The sequence below is a fragment of the Amycolatopsis bullii genome, assembly GCF_014654205.1.
GTDB lineage: Bacteria > Actinomycetota > Actinomycetes > Mycobacteriales > Pseudonocardiaceae > Amycolatopsis > Amycolatopsis plumensis.
In genome coordinates, this window is sequence record NZ_BNAW01000002.1 from 124,988 (window position 1) to 150,759 (window position 25,772).

Consider the following 25,772-nt stretch of genomic DNA (forward strand, 5'->3'; position numbering starts at 1 on the left):
GACAAGCCGGGTGCACACGCGGCTCGGCAGCCTCAGGGCGATGGAGCGAGGGCGGCCACCCGCTCGTGCCGCTGAGTGATCGGCTCGGCGCGAGGCGGTCCGTGCCGAGGTGTGGCCCTGATCTAGGGTGGGCGCATGATTCTGCGGCGTGGCCTGCTCGCGGTGGTGGCACTGGGCGCGGCGATCGTCACCGGCTGCTCCTCGGGCGGTGACGCGTCGCTGCCCGACGCCGGCGCCCTGCTCAAGGACAGCGCGGCGGCGACGGGCGGCGTCACCAGCACGCACTTCGCGCTGAAGGTCAACGGCACCGTGCCGGGCCTGAGCGTGCACAGCGTCGACGGCGACCTGACCAAGGCCAACGGCGGCGGCGCGAAGGGCACCGGCACGCTGGAGCTGATGGGCCAGGTCGTCGACGCCCAGTTCGTCCTGGTGGACGGCTCGCTCTACCTCAAGGGGCCCACCGGCGGGTTCCAGCGGATCCCCGCGGCGCTGAGCTCCTCGATCTACGACCCGTCCGCGATCCTCGACCCGCAGCGCGGCATCCCGAAGGTGCTGGCCTCGGTCCAGGGCCCGAAGACGGACGGGACGGAAGACGTCGGCGGCACGCCCACCTACCGCGTCACCGGGACGGTGCCGAAGGACGCGATGGCCGCCCTGGTGCCGGGGGTGTCCTCCGACGCGAACGCCACCTTCTGGCTGCGTCAGGACGGCGGTCACCTGCCGGTCAAGGCTTCGCTCGGGTTCGCCGGCAACGCGAGTGTGGACGTCACGCTGTCCGATGTGGACAAGCCGGTCACCGTGACCGCGCCGGCGTGACCGGGCCGGTCACCTCGCGCGGCGGCCGCGCGCTCGCCGTCGGCGCCGGTGGTCTCGCCGTGCTGCTCGGCGCGCTGGACACCTACGTCGTGGTCGGTCTGCTGCGGCAGATCATCGACGACCTGAGCGTTCCGGTGAACCGGCTGGAGATCGTCACGCCGGTCATCACCGGCTACCTGCTCGGCTACGTGGCCGCCATGCCGCTGCTCGGCCAGTACTCCGACCGGTTCGGGCGCAAGCTGCTCCTGCAGGCCTGCCTCGGCGGGTTCCTCGCCGGGTCGGTGGTCACCGCGCTGGCCGGCACGGTGCCGCTCCTCGTCGCGGGCCGGGTGCTCCAGGGGACCGCCGGGGGCGCGCTGCTTCCGGTGACCCTCGCGCTGGCCGCGGACCTGTGGCCGGGGAACCGCCGCTCCGCCGTGCTGGGGGCCGTCGGCGCCGCGCAGGAGCTCGGCAGCGTGCTCGGCCCGCTCTACGGCATCGGGCTGGCCGCCGCGACCGGCTGGCGCGGCGTGTTCTGGGTGAACGTCCCGCTGACCGTGCTGGCCGCGATCGCGGTGCAGGTTTCCGTCCGGGGCGGGAAACCGGCCGAGCGGCCGCGCGTGGACCTCGTCGGTGTCCTGCTGCTGGCCCTCACGCTCGCGCTGCTGGTCATCGGCTTGGACAACCCGAACCCGCGCGAGCAGGTGCTGCCGCCATGGGGGATTCCGTTCCTGATCGGCGCCGGGGTCGGCCTGGTCGCGTTCCTCTGGTGGGAGGCGCGCGCCGAAGTCCGGCTCGTCGACACGGCGAACGTGGCACTGCGGCCGTTCCTCACCGCGCTCGGGACGAGCGTCGCCGCGGGGGCGGCGTTGATGATCACCCTGGTCGACGTCGACCTGTTCGCGCAGACGCTGCTCGGCCGCGACGACGGCGGCAGTGTCGAGCTCCTCCTGAGGTTCCTGGTCGCGCTGCCGGTCGGCGCGCTGCTCGGCGGCCTGCTCGCCACGCGGATCGGCGAGCGCTGGATCGCCGGCGCCGGGATGCTGATCGCGGCCGGCGGCTACCTGCTGATGTCCCGCTGGCCCGCCGATGTTCTCGCGGCCAGGTCCGTCCTGGGCCTGCCGCGTCTCGACGTCGACCTGGCGCTCGCCGGGCTGGGGCTCGGCCTGGTCATCGCCCCGCTGTCGGCCGTCGCGCTGCGTGCCGTGCCGCGCGCCCAGCACGGCGTCGCGTCGGCCGCGGTCGTGGTCGCGCGGATGACCGGCATGCTGGTGGGCGTCGCGGCCGTGTCCGCCTTCGGCCTGCACTACTTCCACACGCTGACCGCGTCGCTGAACCCGCCGCTCCGGATCCTGTTCCCGTCCCAGCCGGCCTACGACCGCGCCCTCGCCGGCTACCTCGGCGCAGTCCGCGAGGCGCTGCTGACGGAGTACCGCGCGATCTTCCTGATCACGTCCGTGGTTTGCCTGGCGGGCGCGGCGGTCGCCCTGTCCATCGGCGGGCGTGCGCCGCGGCGGAGTTGACCCTGACGCACGGTCAACCCCGCAGCATGGCTGCCATGACTACGAAAGCCGGCCGGTTCGAAGTCCGCCACGACGGCGTCACGATCTCGGCCTCCCGCGGCGGCCGGGGACGGCCGCTGGTCCTGTGCCCCGGGCTCCTCACCACGCAAGCCGACCTGCACGAGCTGACCGAGCTGCTGCGCCGCGACTTCGACGTGGTGACCTTCGACCTCCGGGGCCACGGGCTCTCCTCCCCCGCCGACCGGTACACCTTCGAGGCGTTCCTCGGCGATCTCGACGCCGTCCTGGCGGAGGTGGCACCCCGCGCACCCCTGCTCGTCGGCCATTCCCTGGGGGCGGACCTGGCCGTGCACCACGCCGCCGGGCATCCGGACGCCGTGGCCGGGCTCGTCCTCGTCGACGGCGCCAACCCGATCCCCGAACCGTTCCTCACCGAAGCCGACCTGCCGGAGTTCCGTGCGATGGCGGAAAGTCTGCGGCACGAGTTCGCGCGGGCCGAGGGCACCGCGCACCAGGTGCTGCTGACCCCGCAGGACTTCCTCGACCTCAACCTCGAGATCGAGGCGGTGCGCTCGAGCATTCTCGACCGGTACCGGGAGATCGACCGCCCCGTTCACCTGATCATGTCGACCTCGATGGCGGGGAACGGCGGTGACGCGCGGACGCAGTGGCGCAACCGGAACTGGCGGGCCGGTGTCGAGCGGCTCGTCCGCGAACGGCCGCACGTCGCCACGTCGTGGCTCGAGGCCGACCACCGGCTCGTCGTCACCCACGCTCCGGAAGTCGCCCGGCTGATCCACGACGTCCAGAGGCCGTGGACACTGGACCGATGCTGACCATCGGCGAGCTGGCGTCGTACGCGGGGGTCACGGTGCGCGCGGTGCGGCACTACCACGCCAAGGGGCTGCTGCCGGAACCCGGACGCGACCGCTCCGGGTACCGCCGGTACGACGCCGGCGCCGTGGTCGAGCTGATCCGGATCCGGACCCTCGCCGAGGCCGGGGTCCCGCTGTCGCGGGTGCGGGACCTGCTGCAGGCCGACGACGAGGAGTTCGCCGCGGCGGTCGCCGACATCGATCGGCGGCTGCGTGCGGAGATCCGGCAGCGGCAGCGGCATCGCGAGCGGATCCGCCGCCTCGCCTCCGGGGACGGTCTGGCGCTGCCCCCGGAGGTGACCGGCATCCTCGACCGGCTGCGGGGGCTCGGCGTCGACGAGCGGATCGTCCAGGTCGAGCGGGACGGCTGGATCCTGCTCGCGGCGCACTCACCCGAGCGGGTCCCGGAGTGGGCGGCGCGCAAGCGGGCGCAGATCGCCGACCCGCCGCTCATCGACTTCTACCTCACCCTGGGGCAGGCTCTCGACCGAGCGGACGGCGATCCGGAGCTGACCGGGCTGGCCGACAAGCTGGCCGGCTACATCTCGCACCTGGCCGAGGACAGCGCCGGCGACACCGATGTCGAGCCACCGTTCGCCGATCTGATGGACACCCTGGCCTTCGACACCGCCCCACCGGCCCGCCGGCTGGTCGAGCTGCTGAGAACGCGCGGCTGGACCGGCTGGACGAAGCTCGAACGAGTGGACCCGGCGCCGGCGGAAGGCGGCGCAGGCGGGGCCGACATCGGGCATCAGGCGGCCGCGGGAGCAGGGCGCCGGTTGGCAGGGCAACCGCGGTCCGGGTAGCGAAGGGCGCCGAGGCCCGGCCAGGGCGCGATGGGCGAGCATCCAATACCCGGCATACGGTGGAAACGCTACCGCGATCGCGCGCACATGCCGGGTCGTCGGGCTTATTGACCGCGGCCACCGCGGTGCCGACCTTCAGCGCCCCGCTGACTGATCCGCTCGATCGACTGCCCGTCAAGCTGTTCCCCGCCGGACGGCCGCGTGCGGGCCCGCCCACGGGATCCCCGTGCCGGAGTCGCTTCCCGTGCGTCCCACTGGTCCGGTGGACGGCGCCAGACTTGGTTCGCGGCCTCGTGAACGGCGTCGAGGGGCGAATCCCCGTCGGGATCGAGACCGGTTTCGAACCACTGGACGAGAAAGTCGCCAACGCTACGAGCCTGGAGCACGACCACCGGCGGGTCGTGCGCGATGAACAGGACCTCGGCGGGCCGGCCGTCGCGAACATCGACGACCCAGTGGTTGCCGAACCCGTCGGTGGCGACCGGCACCCCATCGGGCGCGATGCCGGACAGGTCCACCCCGAACGTACCCTCGGCGAAACACAGTTCCTCACCCGAGAGTTCACCCGGGCGACATCCGTGCCGAGCACCGGATGGACCGTGTCCGACCGTTCCACGACGCACTCCGCGGTCTTCGCCGAATAGTGGGCGACGATCCCGTCCACGCCGGCACCGGCGCTCGGACATCGGACGGCTGCGTCGGCGTGGCGACTCGTCTTGCCAACGTCGTCGACGGACGCCGCAAAGGGACGGGGTTCCGGCCGTGCGATCCATCGGAACACCTGGTCGGACAGCCGGCCGCGGGAAGGCTGGCAGGCGCCGGGCGAGGCCGGTCAGGTGAGCGATGTCCTCGGCGGTGCGCTTCAGCGTCCCGGCGGTCGGAGGAATCCAGGACCGGGTGCACCTGCCACTCGCCGAGCCTGCCGCCGTTCTGCCGCAGCAGCAAGGCCCGCAGTACCGGGCGGCAGAGCTTGGCCGAGGGCGTGTTCCAGCACCGCCACGTGTTCCTGCCCCACCGGGCCAGCCGAACCGTTCTCCGGCGTGCGCGTGGCACCGATCGAAGAGAACATCGACGATTCTTACCACGCCGGCTTTCGCTGGTGTCGGAGAACGTCTCCATGGCTGCCCACGCCGGCGACGCAGTGAATCTTCGTACACCTTGCCGGTGATTTTCATGCGGAATTCGAAAACAGAAGACACAGAGCCGAGCAGCCCCGCGACGCTCTTTTGAGCTACCGTTGTCGGCTGTGAGCCGAGAGGAGCCGCACAACGTCGTCACGGGTACCACCACCGGCCACGTCCTGCAAACCGCGGAAATCCACGGCGACGTCCACCTGCACACGGCGTCGCCCCGATGCACGCCACGGCAACTGCCCGGCACAGCGCGGCATTTCACCGGTCGGGAGCGGCAACTGGCCGCCCTGAGCACCCATCTCGAGCAGGCCGAGGCGAGTCCGGGCCCAGTGGCGATTTCGACGGTCGAGGGCATGGCGGGGATCGGCAAGTCGGCCCTGGCGATCCACTGGGCCCGGCAGAACGCCGACCGGTTCCCCGACGGTCAGCTCTACGTCAACCTACGCGGCTTCGCACCCGCCGCGGCGATGCAGCCCGGCGAGGCGCTGTGGGGCTTTCTGCACGCCTTGGGCGCGCCGCACGACACACCCTTTCTCGACCTGGAGGCTCAGGCCGCTCTGTACCGCAGCATGCTGGCCGGACGCCGCATGCTGATCGTTCTCGACAACGCCCGAGACAGCGACCAAGTCCGGCACCTTCTTCCCGGCAGCGGGGCCTGCTACGTCATCGTCACCAGCAGACAGCGGTTGACCGGCCTCGTGGTGCAAGCCGGCGCACGCTCGATCAGGATGGACAACTTGCAGACCCACGAGTGCGCGGCATTATTGGGCGCCCTCGCCGGAACCGATCGTGTGGCCACGGAACCCGGCGCAGCGGCAGAGCTGGTCGAATTGTGTGCACGAATGCCCCTCGCGCTGACCATCCTGGGCGCCCGGCTCGCCGACCGGCCGGACCTGCCGCTGCACGTGCTCGCCCGGCGACTACGCGAAGCCCGCCTCGACACCATGGACTCCGGCGAGACCGACGTGAACATCAGCACCGTCTTTTCGTGGTCCTATCAAGCGCTGAGCCCTGCCGCCGCGACACTGTTCCGGCTGCTGAGCCTGCATCCCGGCCCCGACTTCAGCGAGGCCGTCGCAACCTCGATCGCGGCGGGCAAGGCGGATCGGCTGCTCGACGAGCTGGCCCACGTCCACCTCCTCGAAGAGCGTCCCGGTGACCGGTACGGCTTCCACGACCTGACCCGGCTGTACGCGCGGGACCGCGCCGACGACCACCCGCCGGCGAGCCGGAACGCGGCCATCCTCCGCATGCTGGACCACTACCTGCACACCTGCGTCGCCGCCGATGGTCACCTGGGATCGCCCTGGGAACCCTTCACACTCGAGCCGCCGCAGGCCGGGACACGCCCCGAAACCTTCGCCGATGCCGGGCAAGCCGCGGCATGGTTCGCCGCCGAGCACGCCGTTCTCGTCACCCTGGTGGAGGATCCGGTGTCGTCCAGCAGCCACACCTGGCGGCTGGCTCGCTCGCTCGTCACCCATCTCGACCGACACGGGCATTGGCGCGATTTCGTCAGCACTCAGCGCGCCGGACTCGCCGCGGCGCACCAGGTCGCCGACGCCAACAGCCAGGCCTACGCCCACCGTCTGCTCGCTCGCGCGCTCTGCCGTCGGAACGAACTCGACGAAGCCCGGGACCACCTCGGCCGCGCGCTCGAGCTCTTCGGAGACGACATCACCGGTCAGGCACACACGAACTACGCGCTCGGCTACCTCGACGTTTGCGCCGGCGACACCTCGCGCGCGCTTGACCGCACCACACGTGCACTGACGCTCGCCCGCGCGAGCGGCGCCGAAGTCTGGGAAGCCAAAGCACTGAACAACATCGGCTGGTGCCTGATCGAAGCCGGACGCCACGCCGAGGCCCTGGACTACAGCAAGCAGGCCCTCACCCTGTTCCGCAACCTCGACGCAGACCCGGATGGCCTGGCCCATACGCTGGGCTGTCTGGGCAGCGCCTACCTGGGTGCCGGTGACCCGGAACAGGCATTGGCCTCCTACCTCGAAGCCCTGCACATCCGGGAACAGCATCGCAACTTCTACACACAGGCGACCACACTGCGCCACGTCGCCGCTGTACACCGTGCCACCGGCAACGACGAAGCAGAGCAAGCAGCGCTGGGTCAGGCCTTACTGATCCTCGAGCGGCTCGGCCACGCGGAGGGGCCTGCCCTTCGGGCGCAGCTCGCGCGGCTGATCTGAAGTGGACTGGCCCCGCTCCACCGCAGGGCCGGGAAACGCGCGAAGAAACAGAGCACCTGCGCGACGGCTTTGACCTGTTGAGACACAACCAACCGCTGTTATATTCTGGGAGCGTTCCCAGATGATGACGACCTGGCGCAACGACGGAATTTCCTGACCCTCGACGCGGCCGACGTCGGCCCGTCGCCGCTCGGCGCCGGACAGACGGACGTCACCACCTTCCACGCCGACGTGAATCGATCGACCCTGTTCTCGGAGGAGCGCCGATGCAGACCATCCGCCGATCCCGGCTGGCCGCCGTCGTCGGTGTCCTGACCGTCGCGGCCTCCGCGGTCACCGTGGGCGCGGTTCCCGCCGCCCGGGCCGCGGCGGGCTGCCGGCTCGACTACACCGTTGCCAGCCAGTGGCAGGGCGGGTTCACCGCGAACGTCGACGTCACCAACCTCGGCGATCCGGTCGCGAGCTGGCAGCTGACCTGGACCTTCACCGCCGGACAGCGTGTCACCCAGCTCTGGAACGGCACCGTCACCCAAACCGGCGACCAAGTCACCGTCGGCAACGCCGTCTGGAACGGCTCCCTCGGCACCGGCGCGACCACCCGGCTCGGCTTCACCGGCTCGCTCACCGGCACCAACCCGGTACCCACCGGCTTCGCCGTCAACGGCATCCCGTGCAACGGTCCCGTGCCCCCGACGACGACCACGTCCCCGCCGCCGGTGGACGCGCCGGCCGGAGCCCGCACGGTGGGCCGGGTGCAGCTCACAGCCGGCGCCGCGAAGTACACCTGGCCCGGGATCTACTTCGAGGGCCGCTTCCGCGGCTCCGGGGTGGACGTCTCGCTCAACGACGCCCAAAACGACTACGACATCCAGGTCGACGGCACCACGGTCGCCACGCTGGTCACCCCGGGCCGCACCACGCGCCAGATCCGGGGGCTGACCAACGCCGAACACAGCGTGCGGCTGGTCAAACGGACCGAAAGCCCGTGGGTCGCCGGCGAGTTCGACGGTTTCGCCGCCGCACCCGGCGGCGAGATCCTCGCGAAGCCCGCGGCCCGCGCCCGGCAGATCGAGTTCATCGGCGACTCCCTGACCGCCGGCTACGGCGACCTCTCCACCACCCGCGATTGTTCGGCCAACGGCGGGATCGACCGCAACACCAACACCGACATCACCTACGGCGCCCTCACCGCCCGCGGCCTGAACGCCGATTACCAGGTCAACGCCTACTCAGGCCGAGGCATGGTCCGCAACTACAACGGCGGCGACCCCGGCACCGACTTCCGCACCTACTACGACCGCACCCTGCAGAACGTCTCCGGCGACGTCTGGCACAACCCCGCCACGTGGCGGCCGCAACTGGTCGTGGTCGCTCTGGGCACCAACGACTTCAGCACGGCGCTGCACTCCGGTGAGCCCTGGCCCACCGCCGACAGCCTCGTCGCCGCCTACCAAAGCGCCTACCAAGGGTTCCTCGACAAGCTCCGCACGCAGTACGGCACCGCCACGACCATCGTCGTCGGCGCGACGAACCTGTTCGCCGGCCCGGCGCAGCAGGTCGTCACCGACCGCAACGCCCGCGGCGACAACCGGGTCCGCTTCTGGAACTTCGACGACCCGCGCCTGGACCACCTCGGTTGCGACTGGCACTTCTCCCGCAACGACCACCGCATCATCGCCGGCCTGCTCACCGACTACATCGCCGCCCTCCCGCTCACCTGGTGAAACGGCTCCTGGCTCGGTCGACGGCGGCTTCACGGCGTGAGCCACCGGCCAACGCCGGCGATCGGACGTGGGAGGGGTCACGGGAGTTCCCGCAGCGCGGCGACCGGCACGAGGTGACGGCCGTCCGCGCGGCGGCGAGCTGCTCCGGCGGGATGGCGGTGCCTTCGAAGTGGTTCGGGAGCCGCCCGAGGCGGTGGATGATGCGCACCCGCGCAGCCCTGATGCGGGCGGCCCAGGCCCTCATCGCCGAGGGGCGGACCGCGGTGCCGATCCTGGAGATCACCCAGGCCGCGGACGTCGGGATGGGGTCGTTCTACAACCCCTTCGAGACGAAGGAGCAGCTCTACCAGGCCGCGGTCGAGGACGCCCTCGACGTCCACGGCGCCCTGCTGGACGAGCTGACCACCGGCCTGGACGACCCGGCGCAGGTCTTCCGGCTGACCGGGCGCCTGCACCGGCGGCATCCCGAACTCAGCAAGGTGCTGCTGCACCACGGTTTCGCACTCGCCGCCTCGGACGGCGGGCTGGCTCCCCGCGCCCGCCGCGACATCGAGGCCGCCGTGCGAGCCGGCCGCTCCACCGTCCAGGACACCGAACTCGCCTTGATCACGGTCGCCGGGACCGCGCTCGGGCTCGGCCACCTGCTGCACCGGCAGCCCGAGCGCGACGACGCCGCCACGACCGACCAGGTGACCGAGGACCTGCTGCGCATGCTCGGCCTCACCGCGGCCGAAGCCCACGACGTCTGCGGCCGGCCGCTACCCGACCTGGAGACCACCACGACCGGTCCGCACCCTGCCGCCTGAGCGGCGTGAGCGTGGCCAGGTCCGCACGTCAGCGCGCGTGCAGCCGGCGCAGCCCGTCGACGATCAGTTCCAGGCCGAAGGCGAACTCGTCTTCCAGGGGTACCGGCAGGGAGTCCGCGACCGCGCGCGTGGCCGGGAAGTCCGCGGACGGCAGCTCGTGGACCGGGCCGACACCCGCTCGCGTTCGGTGTCGTTCCCGGCTCCGGAGAGCTGGATGGCGCGCGTTCGGCCCGGTCGGGTCTGCTCGATCAGCAGGGGCGCAATCTTCCGGTGCAGGCCCAGCGTGTCGAACATCGCCCGGGCGACGGCCTGGCCGGGCTCGCGAACGCGGGCATGCCCCGGCACACCGAGCAGCACGTCACGACCATGGCCGAGCGACCGTGCCACCGACGACGTCGAACGCCTTACCGGGAAACGGCCGGTGACCGTCGAGGAGTTCGTCGCCGCCCGCAAGGAGCTTTACCTCGGCTGACCGCCGCAGGGGGCGCTTCTCGAACGTGCCGGCTGCGGAACACCACCAGCGGGTGTGAGGATGCTCCGATGCCGTCTCGCGCACGTGCCGTCGATCCCGGCCGGCTTGCCCGGTGGTGCGGGGAGCATCTGGGGAGCCCGCCGGCGGAGGAACTGTTCAGCTCCGGGCACCTGTCCGCCGTCATCGGGCTGCGGCTGGCCGACGACCGTGAGGTCGTGGTCAAGGTTCGTCCGGGCTCGCCGCGGATGGCAGCGTGCGTCGACGTCCAGCGCCGCCTGTTCCAGGCCGGGTATCCGTGCCCGGATCCGCTCACCGGCGTCGCGCCGTTCGGTGGCGACGTCGCCACCGCCGAGACCTACGTCCCCGGCGGGACGGTGCTCCCGAGCGCGGAGCACGCAGCCGAGGCCTTCGCCGAGGCGTTCGCGCGGTTGATCCGGCTCGCCCCTCGGCCGGCCGAGGTGGCCACGCTCGACCCGGCACCGTCCTGGGCGGCCTGGAACCACACCGGGAACGGACTGTGGCCACGTCCGGAAGAGGACCCCGAGATCGACCTCGACGAGGTGACCGGCGCGGAGTGGATCGACGACGCCGGGCGCCGGGCCCGTGACCGGCTGCGGGCCGGCGGGTCCGAAGCCGTGATCGGCCACTGCGACTGGCTTGCCGGCAACCTGCGCTGGAGCGAGGACGAGCTCTTGGTGGTGCACGACTGGGACAGCGTGCTCGCGGAAAGCGAGGCCGTCCTGGTCGGCTTCGCCGCCGCGCTGTATTCGACCGTCAGCGCCGGCGAGCTCGCCACCGTCGAGGACACCGAGCGGTTCCTCCTCGCGTACCGCCGGGCGCGCGGCCGCGAATTCACCACCGGCGAACTCCGGCGGTCATGGGCGGCCGGCGTCTGGACCAGGGCCTACGACGCGAAGTACCAGCACGCGGTCGGGCAGCCCATCACCTCGCTGTCGGAGGACGAGGCCCGCGAGCGCCTCCGCCGGGCCGGCGCCGGCTCGCCGAGGCCGTAGTGGACCTTCACACCGCAGCGACCGTGACCGGGTGCCGGACGACCGCGCCGAACAGGTACCCCTGCGTGTTGTACGGCGCGATGTCCGGCTGGCTCGCGCCGGTGACGTCGGTCGCGCGCGCCCGGAGGGTGTGGGGGCCCGCCGTGCGGGGGCGCCACGGGTACTCCCACTGCAGCCAGGCACGGTCGGCGGCCGGGCCGATCGGCCGCGCCGGGTGCCAGGTGACGCCGTCCGTGCTGACCTCGACTCGGCGGATGCGGCCGTGGCCCGACCAGGACCGGCCGCGCAGCACGTGCCGCTGCCCGGCCACCAGCGTCGCACCCCACGGGAGCTCGAACGCGCTCTTCACCACCTGCTCGGTGACGAGCGTGCCCTCGGCCGGGTAGTCCGGGCCGAGCAGGCGGTAGAACTGGGTGCTCCACGGCGAAACCAGCGGCGCCGCCGACACTTCGATCCGGCCCAGCCACTTGATCGACGCGATCCCCGCCCACGACGGCACCACCAGCCGCACCGGGAAACCGTGGTCCGGCGGCAGCGGCTGCCCGTTCATCTCGTACGCCAGCAGGACGTCCTGCAGCGCCTTGCCCACCGGCAGCGGCCGCCGGACCTTCCCGAGGTTGACCCCGGCCGCCACGTAGTCCGCGTCGAGGCCCTCCGGCAGCACGTCGACGGCGTGCCGGGTCAGCCCGGCCCGGGCGAGCACCGTCGCCAGCCGGACGCCCCGCCACCGCGCGACCCCGACCGCGCCGAGCTTCCACGCGGTTCCGCTGACGGCCTGCCCCTGCTGGCTGGTGAAGAAGCTGCGGCCGTTCCCCGTGCATTCGATGAACGCGGTGATCGTCTCGGACGGCAGTGCGCGCAGGTCGCGGTACGTCAGCTCGATCGGCGCGGCGGCCGTCGGCGCGCCGCGCAACCCGGAGCCGAACAGCCGCAGCCGCCAGGTCCCGGCGTCCAGCACCGGCGTCGAGGTGTGATCGCGGACGAAGAACCGGTCGACCGGGGTGAGGTAGCCCTGCCCGCTCATGGCCTCCCAGCGCGTCTCGGCGTTGCTGCCGTACACGTCGAACCACTCCGGCGGCAGCGGCTTCACGATCGGGCCCGCCGCCGACGCGGTCGCCGTTGCCGTCCCGGCCGTGGCCAGCGCGAGCCCACCGGCCGCCGTCAGGCGCAGCAGCCCGCGCCGGCTGAGCCCGGGCAGCCGCGCCTGTCCGGCCCGCCACTGCGCCAGCCGCTCCCGGTCGTAGGCGGTCTCCCCGTGCCACGCTGTCATGGCGGGCATTGTCGGGTCGCGGTCCGCGGCCCGGCAATCACGTCCACGCAGCGGAACCGGAGTCCCGAATGGACGCCCCCGATCGGCCGGTCCCCGTTTATTCCCGGGGCACCGGCACGTCCCAGCCATTGGCCACCTCGACCCCGGTCGCGGAAATCGGCGCACACTGCGGCCAGAGGCCGAGAAGAAGGGACGCCGGGATGACTGGACCACGGATCGCCGTCGCACTGGACGGGGCCGGGTGGCACCCCGCCGCGTGGCGCGAACCCGGCGCGCGGCCCGGCGAGCTGCTCACCGCCGGCTACTGGGCCGACCTGGTCCGGGAGGCGGAGGCGGCGAAGCTGGACTTCGTCACCATCGAAGACTCCCTGGCCCTGCAGACGGTGAACTACCTCGACCGGCCGGGCGAGCGGACCGACATCGTGCAGGGCCGCCTCGACGCCGTGCTGATCGCCGCCCGCGTCGCGCCGCTGACCTCGCACATCGGGCTCGTGCCGACCGCGGTGGTCACCCACACCGAGCCGTTCCACCTGTCCAAGGCCATCGCCACCCTCGACTACGTCAGCACCGGACGCGCCGGGGTCCGCGTGCAGGTCGCCGGGCGCGCCGACGACAACCGGCACTTCGGACGCCGCGAATTCGGCGAGTTCCGGCTCGAGGACGCCGCCGAGCCGGACCGGCCGAGCCCGCTGGCCGAGCTGTTCGACGAGGCCGCGGACTACGTCGAGGTGCTGCGCCGGCTGTGGGACAGCTGGGAGGACGACGCCGAGATCCGCGACGTCGCCACCGGCCGGTTCGTCGACCGGGACAAGCTGCACTACATCGACTTCACCGGACGCTGGTTCTCGGTCAAGGGCCCGTCGATCACCCCACGGCCCCCGCAGGGGCAGCCGCCGGTCACCGCGCTGGCCCACGCCGCCGTCCCCTACCGGCTCGCCGCCCGCTCCGCCGACGTCGTCTACGTCACGCCCTTCGACCGCGAGCAGGCCACGTCGATCGTCGCCGCGGTGCGCGACGAGCAGGAGAAGGCCGGGCGCGGCGCGGAAACCCTGCACGTCTTCGGCGACGTCGTCGTGTTCCTCGGCGAGACCGAGCAGGCCGCCGCGGACCGCAAGGCCCGGCTCGACGACCGGTTCGGCGCCGAGTACACCTCCGACGCGCACGTCTTCACCGGCACCCCGGCCGGCCTGGCCGACCTGCTGCTCGACTGGCAGGCCGCCGGGCTTTCCGGCTTCCGGCTGCGGCCGGGCGCGGTCCCGCACGACCTGACCGCCATCACCCGCGGCCTGGTGCCCGAACTGCAGGCGCGCGGCGCCTTCCGCACCGGGTACGAGGCGAGCACCCTGCGCGGGCTGCTCGGTCTCCCCCGGCCCGCCAGCCGCTACACCGCCGTCCGAGGAGCCTGAGATGACCCGGAAGCAGATCCACCTCGCGGCGCACTTCCCCGGCGTCAACAACACGACCGTGTGGAGTGACCCCGAAGCCGGCAGCCACATCGAGTTCAGCTCCTTCGTCAAGCTCGCGCAGACCGCCGAGCGCGCGAAGTTCGACTTCTTCTTCCTGGCCGAAGGCCTGCGGCTGCGCGAGCAGAACGGGCAGATCTACGACCTCGACGTCGTCGGCCGTCCGGACACCTTCACCGTGCTGTCCGCATTGGCCGCGGTCACCGAGCGGCTCGGGCTGGCCGGCACGATCAACTCGACCTTCAACGAGCCGTTCGAGGTGGCCCGCCAGTTCGCCTCGCTCGACCACCTGTCGGCCGGGCGCGCCGCGTGGAACGTCGTCACCTCGTGGGACGCCTTCACCGGCGAGAACTTCCGCCGCGGCGGGTTCCTGCCCCAGGACCAGCGCTACGAACGGGCCGAGACGTTCCTGCGCACCGCCTGGGAGCTGTTCGACTCCTGGCGCGGCGACGAGATCGCCGCCGACGCCGGCAGCGGCGTGTTCCTGCGCGACACCCGGGCGGGCGCGTTTTCCCACCACGACCGGCACTTCGACATCGAGGGCCGGTTCCCGGTGCCGCGCAGCCCGCAGGGCCGCCCGGTGATCATCCAGGCCGGGGATTCCGACGAAGGCCGCGAGTTCGCCGCGGCCACCGCGGACGCGATCTTCAGCCGGTACGGCACCCTCGAAGCCGGGCAGGCGTTCTACGCCGACGTCAAGGGCCGGCTGGCGAAGTACGGCCGGACGCCGGAGCAGCTGGTGATCCTGCCCGCGGCCACGTTCGTCCTCGGCGACACCGACGCCGACGCCCACGAACGCGCCCACCTCGTGCGGCGGCAGCAGGTCAGCGCGCAGACCGCGATCAAGTTCCTCGAGCAGGTCTGGAACACCGACCTGTCCGGGCACGACCCCGACGGGCCCCTGCCGTCGACCGACCCGGTGGTCGACGGGTCCACGATCGCCCCCGGCCGCGCCAGCGTCCGGATGTACCGCGACCCCCTCGCGACCGCCCGGGAATGGCGGCAGCTGGCCGAAGCGAAGAACCTGTCGACCCGCGACCTCATCATCGAGGTCACCGGCAGGCAGACGTTCATCGGCTCGCCGGCGACCGTGGCGGCGGCGATCGACGGCCTCGTCCAGGCCGACGCGAGCGACGGCTTCATCCTCGTCCCGCACGTCACGCCCGGCGGCCTGGACGAGTTCGCCGACAAGGTGGTGCCCCTGCTGCAGGAGCGCGGCTCGTTCCGGACCGACTACACCGGTCCTACTCTGCGCCACCACCTCGGGCTCGCGTGACGGTCCTCTTCGGACAGTCACGGGTCATTCGCGCGCCGTGGCGTTGGCCCGGTCGATCGCCGGCATGTTCTCCTCCGCCCAGGTGCGCAGGGCGGCGAGCGGCACCTCGAGGGAGTGGCCGAGGCCGGTGAGGCGGTAGTGCACCCTGGGGGGCACCGTCGGCTCCACCCGGCGCTCCACCAGGCCGTCGCGGGTGAGGCTCTGCAGGGTCACCGACAGCATCTTCTGCGAGACGCCGGGCATCCGGCGCTGCAGTTCGGCGAACCGCACCTCGTCCGGGCCGGCCTCGGCCAGCACCTTCACCACCATGGACGTCCATTTCGTGCCGATCCGGTCCAGCAGCTTGCGGGTCGGGCAGGCGGGGTCGAAGAGGTCGCCGCGCGCGCCCTTCGGCGAGGGGGTCACCTGAAGCTCACCACCTGTCGGGAAAGTGCCGTCTTGGCGCGGCCACAGCGGTTACCTACGCTCATCTGGTCAACAATGGTAACCCCTTCCTTCCGGAGATGATGTGCGCGAGCAGCGGGTCAGGGCGAACGGCATCGACATCACCGTGGCCGTCACCGGGCAGGGGCCGGCTTTCCTGCTGCTGCACGGCTTCCCGCACACCTGGCGGCTGTGGACCGCCGTCATCCCGCAGCTGGCCCGGTACCACCGGGTCATCGCCCCGGACCTGCGTGGTCTCGGCGCGACCACCCGCACCGCCGGCGGCTACGACGCCGGAACCCTCGCGGCCGACGCCGAAGCGCTCCTCGACGCACTGGGCGAACCGGAGGCGACGGTCGCCGGCATCGACGCGGGTGCCCCGCCCGCGTTCCTGCTCGCCGTGCGGCGCCCCGAGCGGGTCCGCCGGCTCGTCCTCATGGAGTCGCTGCTCGGGCGCCTGCCCGGGGCCGAGGACTTCCTCGCCGGCGGGCCGCCGTGGTGGTTCGGGTTCCACGCCGTCCCGGGCCTCGCCGAGACGGTCCTCGCCGGGCACGAGGCGGACTACATCGGCTGGTTCCTCGACGCCGGAACCCGGAGCCGCGGCGTGCCACCCGCGATCCGCGACCACTTCGTCGCGGCGTACACCGGACGCGACGCCCTCCGGAGCGCCTTCGGCCACTACCGGGCCATGCCCGAGAGCGCGGCGCAGATCGCGGACGCCACCGCGGCCGCCCGGCTCACCGTGCCCACCGTGGCGATCGGCGCGCACCCGGTGGGCGACGCCCTCGCCCGCCAGCTGGGCCCGGTGACCGACGACCTCACCACCCACCTCGTCGAGGACTGCGGCCACATCATCCCGCTGGACCGCCCCGACGCGCTCGTGCCGTTGCTGGTTGCCGGCTGACCGTCTCGATCACCGTTGTGCCGTCAAGGTGTTCCAGCCGCCGGGCAGCCTTCCCCTCCGAGGCGGTCACGAACCACAATCGCGCTCATGACGACCCCGCCCGCACCGCGCGCGACCGCCGAGGTGTTCCGCATGGACATCCGGATCGACCTCACCGGCCGAGCCGGCGACGCGGCCGTCGTCGCCGCCCGGCTGGCCACCGCGCTGGACGGCCTGGCGGGCGTCGACGTCACGGCCGTCCGCCCCCGGCACCCGGCCGTGACGGCGAAGCCGGCGCCGCGCCTCAGGCTGGTCCCGGACCCGCTCCTGCGCATCGAAACCGGGTCCCGGCGGGCGATCCTGCTGGGCCGCCCGCTCGCGCTTACCCGGCTGGAGTTCGATCTGCTGCGTTTCCTGGGTGAACACCCGGATCGGGTGTTCACCCGCACCGCACTGAAGTCCGCGCTCTGGCCGCCGCAGCACGGCGGCGACCGGACGGTCGACGTCCACGTCCGCAAGCTCCGCGCCAAGCTCGCGCCGCATCTGGATCCCATTACCACGGTCCGCGGCGTCGGGTACCGCTTCGAGGGATCAGCGCCGGTGACTCTGGTCTGAGCCGCTGCCGGACCGGCGCTCGCGCTCCCGGGATCCGGCTGGCCGCTCGGGCACCCCTGCCGGGTCCCCGGTGACGGGCCTCGTGCCGGACGTCAGGGCAGCGCGGGCAGCAGCGCGTCCAGGGTGATCGGCAGCTTCCGGACCCGGACCCCGGTCGCGTGGTACACCGCGTTGGCAATCGCCGCCGCGGTGCCGACGATGCCGATCTCGCCGATTCCCTTGGTGCCCATGGGATTGACGTGCGGGTCGTGCTCGTCGAGCCAGTCCGCGCGCAGGTCGGCCACGTCCGCGTTGGTCGCGATGTGGTACTCGGCCAGGTCGTGGTTGACCACGTGCCCGGTGCGCGGGTCCAGGACGCTGTCCTCGAACAGCGCCATGGACAGCCCCATGGTCATCCCGCCGAGGAACTGGGACCGGGCGGTCACCGGGTTGACGATCCGGCCGGCCGCGAACGTGCCGTGCAGCCGCGGGACGCGGATCTCGCCCGTGTCGGCGTCCACTCGCACCTCGGCGAACTGCGCACCGAACGCGTACATCGAGTACTGCTCCTCGGCCGGGTTCTCCGGCGTGTCCGCGCTCGCCTCGGCGCCTTCGGCCGGGTCGGTGCCGAACTTGTCGCGGAACGCCTGCGCGGCCGCGATCACCGCCGTCCCCCAGGACGCGGTGCCCGAGGAGCCGCCGGCCACGGTCGCCTTCGGGTAGCCGGTGTCGCCGATGCGGGCCTCGACGTCCGACGCGGGCACGGAAAGGGCGTCGGCCGCGATCTGCGGCAGGATCGTCCAGGCTCCCGTGCCCAGGTCGGCGGCGCCGATTTCCACGACGTACCGGCCGCCTTCGAACCGGATCAGCGCCGTGGAGCCGGGCGAGCGCTTCGCCGGGTACACCGACGCCGCGACGCCGGTCCCGGTCAGCCACCGGCCGTCGCGGCGGACGCCGGGCCGCGGATCCCGATCCGCCCAGCCGAAGCGCTCGGCGCCGGTGCGCAGGCAGGCGACGAGGTTCCGGCTGGAAAACGGCTTCCCGTCCTCGGGGTCGCGCTCGGGTTCGTTGCGCACCCGCAGCTCGATCGGGTCCAGGCCGAGGGCCACGGCGAGTTCGTCCATCGCGACCTCGGGCCCGAACATCCCCGGGCACTCCCCCGGCGCCCGCATCCACGACGGCACCGGCACGTCCAGCGCGGCGAGGCGGTGGCTGGTGGCCCGGTCCGGCACCGCGTACATCATCCGGGCGGGCACCGCGGTCTGCTCGGCGAACTCCTTGATCCGCGACGTCTGCTCCACGACGTCGACGCGCAGCGCGCGCAGGTGCCCGTCGCGGTCGGCGCCGAGCCGGACGCGCTGGATCGTGGGTGTGCGGTACCCGGCGAGGGCGAACATCTGCTGCCGCGTCAGCGCCAGCTTCACCGCCCGGCCCGGCACCGCGCGAGCGCCCAGGGCGGCGAGCACGACGTTCGCGTGCGGCGTGCCCTTCGAGCCGAAACCGCCGCCGACGTACGGGCAGCGGACCCGGACCTGCTCCTCGGGCAGCCCGAACACCTCGGCGATGGCGGAACGGACCGGGTGGACGCCCTGGGTGGAGTCCCAGAGGGTGAGGATCCCGTTGTCCCACAACGCGGTCGTCGCGTGCGGTTCCAGGGGGTTGTTGTGCTGCATGGCCGTCGTGTACGTCTCGTCGGTGGTCACTTCGGCCCGCTCGAGTGCGGCGTCGGCGTCGCCCTGCGCGGTGTCGGTCGGGAAGTCCGGGTTCACCGAGTCCGGCGCGTACAGGTCGGACCGGCCGGCGCTGAGTTCGACGTCGTGGGGCTCGACGTCGTACTCGACTTCCACCAGCTCGGCGGCGTGGCGGGCGGTCTCCGGGGTGTCGGCGAGCACGAGCGCGACCACGTGGCCGCGGAAGGGCACCCCGGGGTCCTGCAGCACGGCGAGCTCGGCGTCGTCGGTGCTCGCCAGCCGCTCGGCGGTGAACGGCGTGATGACGCGCGCGACACCCTCGACGGACTCGGCCACCACGGTGGCGATCCGGGCGCAGCGGCCGCGGGCGATCGTGGCCTGCACCGGGTGGCCGTACAGCGGGTGGTCGGCCGGCGCTTCGAAGGCGTACGGCGCGGTGCCGGTGACCTTGGCCGGGCCGTCCCGGCGGGTGGTGGCGGTGCCGATGGCGTGGGGTTCGAGCAGCTCGGTCATCGGTTCGGCTCCTCGGTGGTCAGCTCGCGCAGCACCGCGGCGAGGGTGCGGCGGGCGAGCGGGATCTTGAAGGCGTTCCCGCCGTCGACGCCCTCGAGCGCGCGGGCGCCGGCCAGTTCGGCGTCCGCCGCGGCGCGGAACACCTCTTCCCCCGGCCGGGCGCCGCGCAGCACGGCTTCCGCTTCGGTGGCCCGCCAGGGTTTGTGGGCCACGCCGCCGAACGCGACGCGGACGTCGTCGATCCGGCCGTCCACCAGGGACACCCCGGCGGCCACCGAGACCAGGGCGAACGCGTACGACGCCCGGTCCCGGACCTTCCGGTAGGCCGACCGCCGCGCCCACGCCGCGGCGGGCAGGGTGAAGCCGGTGATCAGCTCGCCGTGCTCGAGGACCGTGTCGCGGTCCGGGTGGTCGCCGGGCAGCCGGTGCAGGTCGGTGAAGGCGATTTCCCGCTCGCCGCCGGTCCCGGCGACGTGCACCCGGGCGTCCAGGACCGCCAGCGCGACCGCCAGGTCGGACGGGTGGGTGGCCACGCACGCCTCGGACGCGCCGAGGATCGCGTGCTGGCGCGTCGCCCCGCCGAGCGCGGAGCACCCCGAGCCGGGTTCGCGCTTGTTGCAGGGCGTCGTGACGTCCTGGAAGTACAGGCAGCGGGTGCGCTGCAGCGGGTTCCCGCCGGTGGTGGCCATGTTGCGCAGCTGCGCCGACGCCCCGGACAGCAGGGCTTGGGCCAGCACCGGATAGCGCTCACGGACTACCGGGTGCGCGGCGAAGTCGCTGTTGCGCACGCCGGCGCCGACGTACAGGCCGCCGTCGTCCTCGCGGATCTCGTCCGGCAGCACGCCGGTGACGTCCACGATCCGGTCCGGTCGCGCCACGCTCAGCTTGAGGTGGTCGACGAGGTTGGTGCCGCCGCCCAGGAACACCGCCTCCGGCGCTCCGGACACCGCGCGCACGGCCTCGGCCACCGTGGCGGGCTTGGTGAAGGCGAAGGTCTTCATCGGGACTCCCGGACGGCGGCGACGATCCCGGCGTAGGCCCCGCAGCGGCAGAGGTTGCCGCTCATCCGCTCGGCGATCTCGGCATCGGACCACTCCGGCGCGGCGCTGACCGGCGAGGTGACGTGGCTCGGCGCGCCGTCGGCGAACTCGGCCAGCAGCCCGGCCGCGGAGCAGACCTGGCCGGGCGTGCAGTACCCGCACTGGAAGGCGTCGTTGTCCAGGAAGGCCTGCTGGATCGGGTGCAGTGCGCCGCCGGCGGCCAGCCCGGACGCCGTCGTCACCTCGGCGCCGTCACAGGTGACGGCCAGGATCAGGCAGGCGAGCACCCGGCGGCCGCCGACGAGGACGGTGCAGGCGCCGCACTGGCCGTGGTCGCAGCCCTTCTTCGCGACCGGCTCCCCCAGCTGATCGCGGATCAGGTCCAGCAGGGTCCGCCGCGGGTCCACCGCCAGCCGGTGGTCGGTGCCGTCGACCCGGATCTCGATCGGGATTGCGGGGCTGTCGGTCGTCATGGGCCGCCTCTTCCGTGGGAATCGTTCGGGCTACCCGTTCGGCCCCGGGCGAAACGAGCGCGGGCGAGGTGGGCCCGGACGGTTGACCGGACGCCGGGCGGGTACGCGAGGAAATCCCGTCCGGACGAAGCCGTGCCGGCCATCGACCCACCACCTCGGAGGACGACTCGTGACCCTGCTCCTGCTCGAAAGCCATCCTGACCGGTTGCGCGACCACCTCGTCGGGACGGCGTGATCGCCGTGGCCGGAACCGACCAGCCGCTGGGCGAACTCGAGGTCGTGCACGAATTCACCGGCCCGATGCCGACCGGGGTCAGCGTGTCGCGCCGGGGCCGGGTGTTCGTCAACTTCCCGAAGTGGGGTGACGACGTGCGCTTCACCGTCGCCGAACTCCGCGACGGCGACCTCGTCCCCTACCCCGGCCAGGCGTTCAACGAACCCGAGAGCGACACCGACCCGGACGCCCTGGTGTCGGTGCAGAGCATCGTCGTCGACCCGGCCGACCGGCTGTGGATCCTCGACACCGGCAGCCCGCTGTTCCGGCCGACCGCCCACGGCGGCCCCAAGCTCGTCTGCGTCGACCTGGAACGCGACGAAGTCACCCGCACGATCCTCTTCCCCGAGGACGTCGCCCTGCCCACCACCTACCTCAACGACGTGCGCTTCGACCTCGGCCGCGGCGTCGCGTTCATCACCGACTCCTCCGACCAGGGCCCCAACGGCATCATCGTCGTCGACCTGGAGACCGGCGAATCCTGGCGGCGGCTGCACGACCACCCCAGCACCCAGGCCGAGGAACCGCCGGACCTGCGCATGGTCGTCGAGGGCCGCGACTTCGTCGAACGCTCCGAGGACGGCTCGACCAGCCCGATCAAGATGGGCGCGGACGGCATCGCCATCGGCGCCGACGGCGCCCGGCTGTACTACTGCTGCCTCGCGTCACGACGCTGGTGGAGCGTCGCCACCGACGCGCTGATCAACCGTGAACTCGACGACGACGCGGTCGCCGCGACGCTCATCGACGAAGGCGACAAAGGTGGCGCCGGCGACGGCATGGAGACCGACGACCAGGGCCGCCTCTACGTCACCGACGGCGAGCACAACGCCATCCACCGCCGCCACCCCGACGGCCGCTGGGAAACCGTCGTCCACGACCCCCGGCTGCTGTGGCCGGACACGATGTCCGTGGCCGACGGCCACCTCTACGTCACGGCCAACCAGCTGCACCGCCAGGACAAGTACCGCGGCGGCAAGGACGAACGGCAGTACCCGTACTTCCTGTTCCGCACCCCGATCGACGCCGGTCCGGTCCACCTCCGTTGACGGCGGCGGTGGTCTCACTCGTTCGGCGGTAAGCCAGGCCGTACGCATTTTGTCCACTCCGCGCTACCGCGCCCGGGGCCCCGGCGTGGTTCACTGGGTGCTGGAGCTGACCCCCAGCAGCTCCTGGCGCGGCTCCCTCGACACGGGGAGTCCGCCGGGCCGCCCGTGCCGGCGCCGACTTCAGGCCCGGCTGCCGCGCGGGCGGCCCCTCGCACCGGCTCAGAGCTCCTGCCCACCACACAGCGTTTCGGCGTAGGAGAACACGTACCCGGCACCGGTTTCCTTCGGGACGAGGCCGGGGAAGTCCGCGTCCACGGTGTCGAACAGGCTCAGCTCCGCCGGGCCGGTCCGGATCTCGCCGAACTCGACGTCGGTGACGCGGGAGGTCACCAGCTGCCGAACCGGCTCCTCCGACTCGACCCAGCCGGGGAAGAACCGGGTGTGCACCAGCGGCACGGCGTGCAGCGCAGGTGGCTCCCCGGCACGGCGGTCCGGGCGGACGGTGGCTTCGGCGACCCGCTTGCCGTGCACCGAAAGCGTGCCGTCGTAGCGGCCGGGACCGCCCGGCCGCGGACCCGCGCGGCCGACGGTCCGCGGCCGGGTCTGGTGGATCTCGCCGAACTGCTTGGGCATGCCCTGGACCCAGCCGCGCACCATCGGCACCGCGCTGTCCACCCACGCGTACGGGCACCGGGCCAGCGGCCTCCCGCGGTACTCGCACGCCAGCAGGATCAGGAACTCGGTGAACTGGCAGCGGGCGGGCTCGGCCAGCTCCGCGCCGGAGTCCGAGCACCACTGCCAGTCCGCGAAGACGGCCGCCGCCGCACCCGGGTCGTCGCCCAGGTCCAGCTCCGGCGGCAGGAACCGCCGGGCGACGTCCGGGTCGACCCGGTAGTCGACCATGATCACGTCACCGGCGAAGTGCCACGGCGGCGGGGTGATCATGGCCGCCGCACCGGACGGCGAGAGGGGCAGGCTGTAGCCGGCCGGGCCGGCGAGAGTGCTCATGGGTGCGTTCGCTCCAAAGAGGACAGAGCGCACCAGTGACGGCCGAGCGCTTCGGCGGCCGCCGTCAAGGTGCGCGGTGGATTCAGGCTGTACGCCAGCCGGAGGGTCGTTTGCGGACCGTCGCCGAACCGGGACCCGGGCACCACGGTGACCTTCGCGGCCGCGGCGGCGGCGAGCAGGCGCGCCTCGCCGTGCGGGGACCGCAGCCACAGGAAGTAGCCGCCGGCGGGGACGGTGAAGGCGATGTCCGCCGTCGACCGGGCCAGTGCCCCGGCGAGCGCGTCGCGCCGGGTGCGCAGCCGCGACCGCAGCCAGCCGAGGTGACGGTCGTACTCCCCCGAGCGCAGCAGCCACGCCACCGCGAGGGAGGTGACGTGGTTCGCCGAGCCGCCGCTGACGAACAGCCCGGTGCCGGCGAGGCGGTCCACGAGCGCGGGGGCACCGAGCAGGCAGCCCAGCCGCAGTCCCGCGCCCAGTGTCTTCGAGAACGTCCGGAGCCGGACCACGCTCCGGTAGCCGGCCAGTCCGGCCAGGGAAACGGGCTCGGCACCGCCCTCGAGGCCCAGCTCGGCGTAGGCGTCGTCTTCGACGAGCAGCACGCCGTGCCGGGCGGCGACCGCCAGCAGCTCCCGGCGGCGCCCGGCCGGCGAGACGAGCCCGGTCGGGTTGTGGAAAGTCGGGGCCAGGTAGACGAAAGCGACCTTCTTCCCCGCGGCCCGGACGGCGGTGATCGCCTCGGCCAGCGCCGCCGGGTCCACGCCGCCGGAGTCCATCGGCACCGCGCGGACGTCCAGCCCGCGGTCGGTCAGGATCCGGCGGCCGAAGTCGTAGCCGTACTGCTCGGCGAGCACGACGTCACCGGAGCCGGCGAACCTCGTCGCGAGCAGGTACAGCGCATGCGAAGTCCCCGCCGTGACGAGCACGTTCTCCGGCCCGCACGGCCGCCCGTCCGCCGCGGCGGCCCGCTCGGCCACGAGCTCGCGGAACGGCAGCGCGCCGCGGTCGTCGCCGTAGGCGAGCGCGGCCGAGCCGTACTCGGCCAGTGCCGCCGGGTACGCCGCGGCGAGCAGGTCGACCGGGAGCAGGTCCGGGTCGAGGTAGCCCGGTCCGAGATCGATCGTCCCGGCCGGGCCGACCTGCTGCACGATGCCGGGACTCCAGGACCGGCGGTGCGACAGCGGCCCGGCGGAGTCCTCGGCGCTCACCGGGTGAGCACGGTCCGCAACGCGGCGGTCGCGGTGGCCACGGACGCGGCGGAGCGGGACAGCGCGATCCGCAGCGAGTGCGCGCCCTCCTCGGGCCGCGCCCAGTGGAACTGGTGGCAGGGCAGGGCGAACACGTTGTGCTCACGCAGCGCGGACCACACCTCGAGCCCGGTGCGGGGACCGACGTCGAGCCGTTCGACGCTCGCCCGGCTGTCGGGGTCGGGGAACCGGACGTCCGGCACGCCGGCGAGCCCCTCGCGCAGGGTGGCCCGGTTGCCGGCGATGAACCGGTGCAGCTCGGCGAGGCCGCCGCCGGCCGCCTCCTCGGCGAAGCGCCGGACCATGGACAGCACGAGCGGCGAGACGCCGAGCAGGATGTCGGAGTACACCTTCGCCAGCGGCAGCCCGACGTTCGCCGCCGAGACCAGCCAGCCGATCTTCAGCTCGAGCGTGGGCCACAGCTTGCCGGTGTCCTCGATCACGACCCAGCGGCAGCCGCTCGCCTCCAGCACCGCGTAGTGGTCGTAGTGCGCGCGGGTGTCGAACCCGCGGAACGAGGTGTCGAGGGTGAGCACCACACCGTGGTCCGCGCACTGCGCCGCGAGGCGGCGCAGCCGCTCCTCGGACAGCACGCGGCCGGTCGGGTTGTTGGGGGTGGTGACGAACAGGCAGCCGACCGACCGCAGCAGCGCCGGGTCCAGGTCGCCGCCGTGCAGCTGCTCCTCCTCGACCGGGACCAGCCGCAGGCCGACCCCGCGCAGGATGTCCGGGATGTTGTCGAAGGTGGGGTGCACCAGGCCGATCGCGTCGGTGGTGGTGGCCAGCGACCGCGCGAAGATCTCCATCGCCACCGAGGACGAGTAGCAGCTGAGCACCCGGCCGTCGGCCGCCGGGTAGCTGTGCTGCCCGAGCAGTTCGAAGTAGGCGCGGTGCGAGTCGTGCTCGATCTCTTCGACCGGGCGTTTCACCGCGTCGGCCCACAGGTCCGGCAAGGCGTCGATGATGCTCGTCTGGCTCGGGGTGAGCGCCTGCCGGGCGTGCCCGTCGGAGAGGTTGAGCGGACTGTTCAGCGCCAGGTATTCGAACTGGGTGAGGTTGCCGGGACTCGTCTGCGTGTCCTGCATTGGTATCACAAGCACCTTACGTAGGAATGGAGGGGATCGCCCATGCTTGGAGCATCCGAACGCGGCGAAAGGAAAAAGCGGCCGGGCGCTCACCGGGAACGGACTGTTCACCGGGACGTCCCGAGGCTAGCAGGA

23 protein-coding genes are annotated in these 25,772 nt (G+C 72.7%); 15 read left to right on the forward strand and 8 right to left on the reverse strand.

Annotated elements, in window-relative coordinates; translation table 11 throughout:
• Positions 1 to 135: 135 nt before the first annotated feature.
• The 10 genes from IE317_RS03150 (at position 136) to IE317_RS03195 (ending at position 11,351) form a co-directional block, all read left to right on the forward strand.
• A complete protein-coding gene (locus tag IE317_RS03150; RefSeq protein WP_191306499.1) occupies positions 136 to 816 on the forward strand; it encodes an LppX_LprAFG lipoprotein in 681 nt (226 codons plus the stop codon).
• Positions 813 to 2,318 carry an MFS transporter gene (locus IE317_RS03155; protein ID WP_191306500.1) on the forward strand — a complete coding sequence of 502 codons (1,506 nt, stop codon included), beginning with the start codon at positions 813 to 815 and terminating at the stop codon, positions 2,316 to 2,318. The genes IE317_RS03150 and IE317_RS03155 overlap by 4 nt, the downstream gene beginning before the upstream one ends.
• Positions 2,319 to 2,353: 35 nt before the next feature.
• Complete coding sequence (locus IE317_RS03160) at positions 2,354 to 3,154, forward strand: alpha/beta fold hydrolase (RefSeq protein ID WP_191306501.1); 801 nt, start codon at positions 2,354 to 2,356, stop codon at positions 3,152 to 3,154.
• A complete protein-coding gene (locus IE317_RS03165; protein WP_191306502.1) occupies positions 3,148 to 3,999 on the forward strand; it encodes a MerR family transcriptional regulator in 852 nt (283 codons plus the stop codon). The genes IE317_RS03160 and IE317_RS03165 overlap by 7 nt, the downstream gene beginning before the upstream one ends.
• A 293-nt stretch (positions 4,000 to 4,292) precedes the next feature.
• Positions 4,293 to 4,643, forward strand: a complete 351-nt coding sequence (locus IE317_RS03170) for a hypothetical protein (protein ID WP_191306503.1) — start codon at positions 4,293 to 4,295, stop codon at positions 4,641 to 4,643.
• A 602-nt stretch (positions 4,644 to 5,245) separates the two neighbouring features.
• On the forward strand, positions 5,246 to 7,336 hold the full coding sequence (locus IE317_RS03175) for an ATP-binding protein (protein ID WP_191306504.1): 2,091 nt from the start codon (positions 5,246 to 5,248) through the stop codon (positions 7,334 to 7,336).
• A gap of 266 nt (positions 7,337 to 7,602) precedes the next feature.
• Positions 7,603 to 9,060, forward strand: coding sequence for a cellulose binding domain-containing protein (locus tag IE317_RS03180; protein WP_191306505.1), 1,458 nt, complete (start codon positions 7,603 to 7,605; stop codon positions 9,058 to 9,060).
• Positions 9,057 to 9,866 carry a TetR/AcrR family transcriptional regulator gene (locus IE317_RS03185; RefSeq protein WP_229902441.1) on the forward strand — a complete coding sequence of 270 codons (810 nt, stop codon included), beginning with the start codon at positions 9,057 to 9,059 and terminating at the stop codon, positions 9,864 to 9,866. Before IE317_RS03180 ends, IE317_RS03185 begins: the two co-directional genes overlap by 4 nt.
• A 37-nt stretch (positions 9,867 to 9,903) precedes the next feature.
• Positions 9,904 to 10,338, forward strand: coding sequence for a hypothetical protein (locus IE317_RS03190; RefSeq protein WP_191306506.1), 435 nt, complete (start codon positions 9,904 to 9,906; stop codon positions 10,336 to 10,338).
• Positions 10,339 to 10,406: 68 nt separating this feature from the next.
• Positions 10,407 to 11,351: a phosphotransferase gene (locus IE317_RS03195; protein WP_191306507.1), complete on the forward strand. Its 945-nt coding sequence runs from the start codon at positions 10,407 to 10,409 to the stop codon at positions 11,349 to 11,351.
• 7 nt (positions 11,352 to 11,358) lie between these two features.
• Here IE317_RS03195 and IE317_RS03200 read toward each other — a convergent pair whose 3' ends face one another.
• Positions 11,359 to 12,621 (reverse strand): sulfite oxidase, encoded by a 1,263-nt coding sequence (locus tag IE317_RS03200; RefSeq protein ID WP_191306508.1) that lies wholly within the window; start codon positions 12,619 to 12,621, stop codon positions 11,359 to 11,361.
• 200 nt (positions 12,622 to 12,821) lie between these two features.
• Here IE317_RS03200 and IE317_RS03205 point away from each other — a divergent pair, with 200 nt between their 5' ends.
• On the forward strand, positions 12,822 to 14,027 hold the full coding sequence (locus IE317_RS03205; protein ID WP_191306509.1) for an LLM class flavin-dependent oxidoreductase: 1,206 nt from the start codon (positions 12,822 to 12,824) through the stop codon (positions 14,025 to 14,027).
• A 1-nt stretch (position 14,028) separates the two neighbouring features.
• A complete protein-coding gene (locus IE317_RS03210) occupies positions 14,029 to 15,360 on the forward strand; it encodes an NtaA/DmoA family FMN-dependent monooxygenase (protein WP_191306510.1) in 1,332 nt (443 codons plus the stop codon).
• 24 nt (positions 15,361 to 15,384) lie between these two features.
• On the opposite strand, the gene IE317_RS03215 is transcribed toward IE317_RS03210, so the two are convergent.
• Positions 15,385 to 15,765: a winged helix-turn-helix transcriptional regulator gene (locus IE317_RS03215; protein ID WP_191306511.1), complete on the reverse strand. Its 381-nt coding sequence runs from the start codon at positions 15,763 to 15,765 to the stop codon at positions 15,385 to 15,387.
• A 103-nt stretch (positions 15,766 to 15,868) separates the two neighbouring features.
• On the opposite strand from IE317_RS03215, the gene IE317_RS03220 reads away from it, so the two are divergent.
• On the forward strand, positions 15,869 to 16,687 hold the full coding sequence (locus tag IE317_RS03220) for an alpha/beta fold hydrolase (protein ID WP_191306512.1): 819 nt from the start codon (positions 15,869 to 15,871) through the stop codon (positions 16,685 to 16,687).
• An 87-nt stretch (positions 16,688 to 16,774) separates the two neighbouring features.
• Positions 16,775 to 17,281 (forward strand): winged helix-turn-helix domain-containing protein, encoded by a 507-nt coding sequence (locus IE317_RS45265; protein ID WP_191306513.1) that lies wholly within the window; start codon positions 16,775 to 16,777, stop codon positions 17,279 to 17,281.
• A 92-nt stretch (positions 17,282 to 17,373) separates the two neighbouring features.
• Here IE317_RS45265 and IE317_RS03230 read toward each other — a convergent pair whose 3' ends face one another.
• Genes IE317_RS03230 through IE317_RS03240 form a run of 3 tightly spaced genes read right to left on the reverse strand, consistent with a single transcriptional unit; the run spans position 17,374 to position 20,977 of the window.
• Complete coding sequence (locus tag IE317_RS03230; protein WP_191306514.1) at positions 17,374 to 19,464, reverse strand: xanthine dehydrogenase family protein molybdopterin-binding subunit; 2,091 nt, start codon at positions 19,462 to 19,464, stop codon at positions 17,374 to 17,376.
• Positions 19,461 to 20,465 (reverse strand): FAD binding domain-containing protein, encoded by a 1,005-nt coding sequence (locus IE317_RS03235; RefSeq protein ID WP_191306515.1) that lies wholly within the window; start codon positions 20,463 to 20,465, stop codon positions 19,461 to 19,463. Before IE317_RS03235 ends, IE317_RS03230 begins: the two co-directional genes overlap by 4 nt.
• The gene (locus IE317_RS03240; RefSeq protein WP_191306516.1) at positions 20,462 to 20,977 is read right to left on the reverse strand and encodes a (2Fe-2S)-binding protein; all 516 of its coding nucleotides are present in this window, start codon (positions 20,975 to 20,977) and stop codon (positions 20,462 to 20,464) included. Before IE317_RS03240 ends, IE317_RS03235 begins: the two co-directional genes overlap by 4 nt.
• Positions 20,978 to 21,217: 240 nt before the next feature.
• On the opposite strand from IE317_RS03240, the gene IE317_RS03245 reads away from it, so the two are divergent.
• Complete coding sequence (locus tag IE317_RS03245; RefSeq protein WP_229902442.1) at positions 21,218 to 22,300, forward strand: major royal jelly family protein; 1,083 nt, start codon at positions 21,218 to 21,220, stop codon at positions 22,298 to 22,300.
• A 219-nt stretch (positions 22,301 to 22,519) separates the two neighbouring features.
• On the opposite strand, the gene mppR is transcribed toward IE317_RS03245, so the two are convergent.
• Genes mppR through mppP form a run of 3 tightly spaced genes read right to left on the reverse strand, consistent with a single transcriptional unit; the run spans position 22,520 to position 25,637 of the window.
• Positions 22,520 to 23,308, reverse strand: coding sequence for an enduracididine biosynthesis enzyme MppR (mppR, locus tag IE317_RS03250; protein WP_191306517.1), 789 nt, complete (start codon positions 23,306 to 23,308; stop codon positions 22,520 to 22,522).
• On the reverse strand, positions 23,305 to 24,513 hold the full coding sequence (locus IE317_RS03255; RefSeq protein WP_191306518.1) for an aminotransferase-like domain-containing protein: 1,209 nt from the start codon (positions 24,511 to 24,513) through the stop codon (positions 23,305 to 23,307). The genes mppR and IE317_RS03255 overlap by 4 nt, the downstream gene beginning before the upstream one ends.
• Positions 24,510 to 25,637 carry an enduracididine biosynthesis enzyme MppP gene (mppP, locus tag IE317_RS03260; protein WP_191306519.1) on the reverse strand — a complete coding sequence of 376 codons (1,128 nt, stop codon included), beginning with the start codon at positions 25,635 to 25,637 and terminating at the stop codon, positions 24,510 to 24,512. Before mppP ends, IE317_RS03255 begins: the two co-directional genes overlap by 4 nt.
• Positions 25,638 to 25,772: the final 135 nt, after the last annotated feature.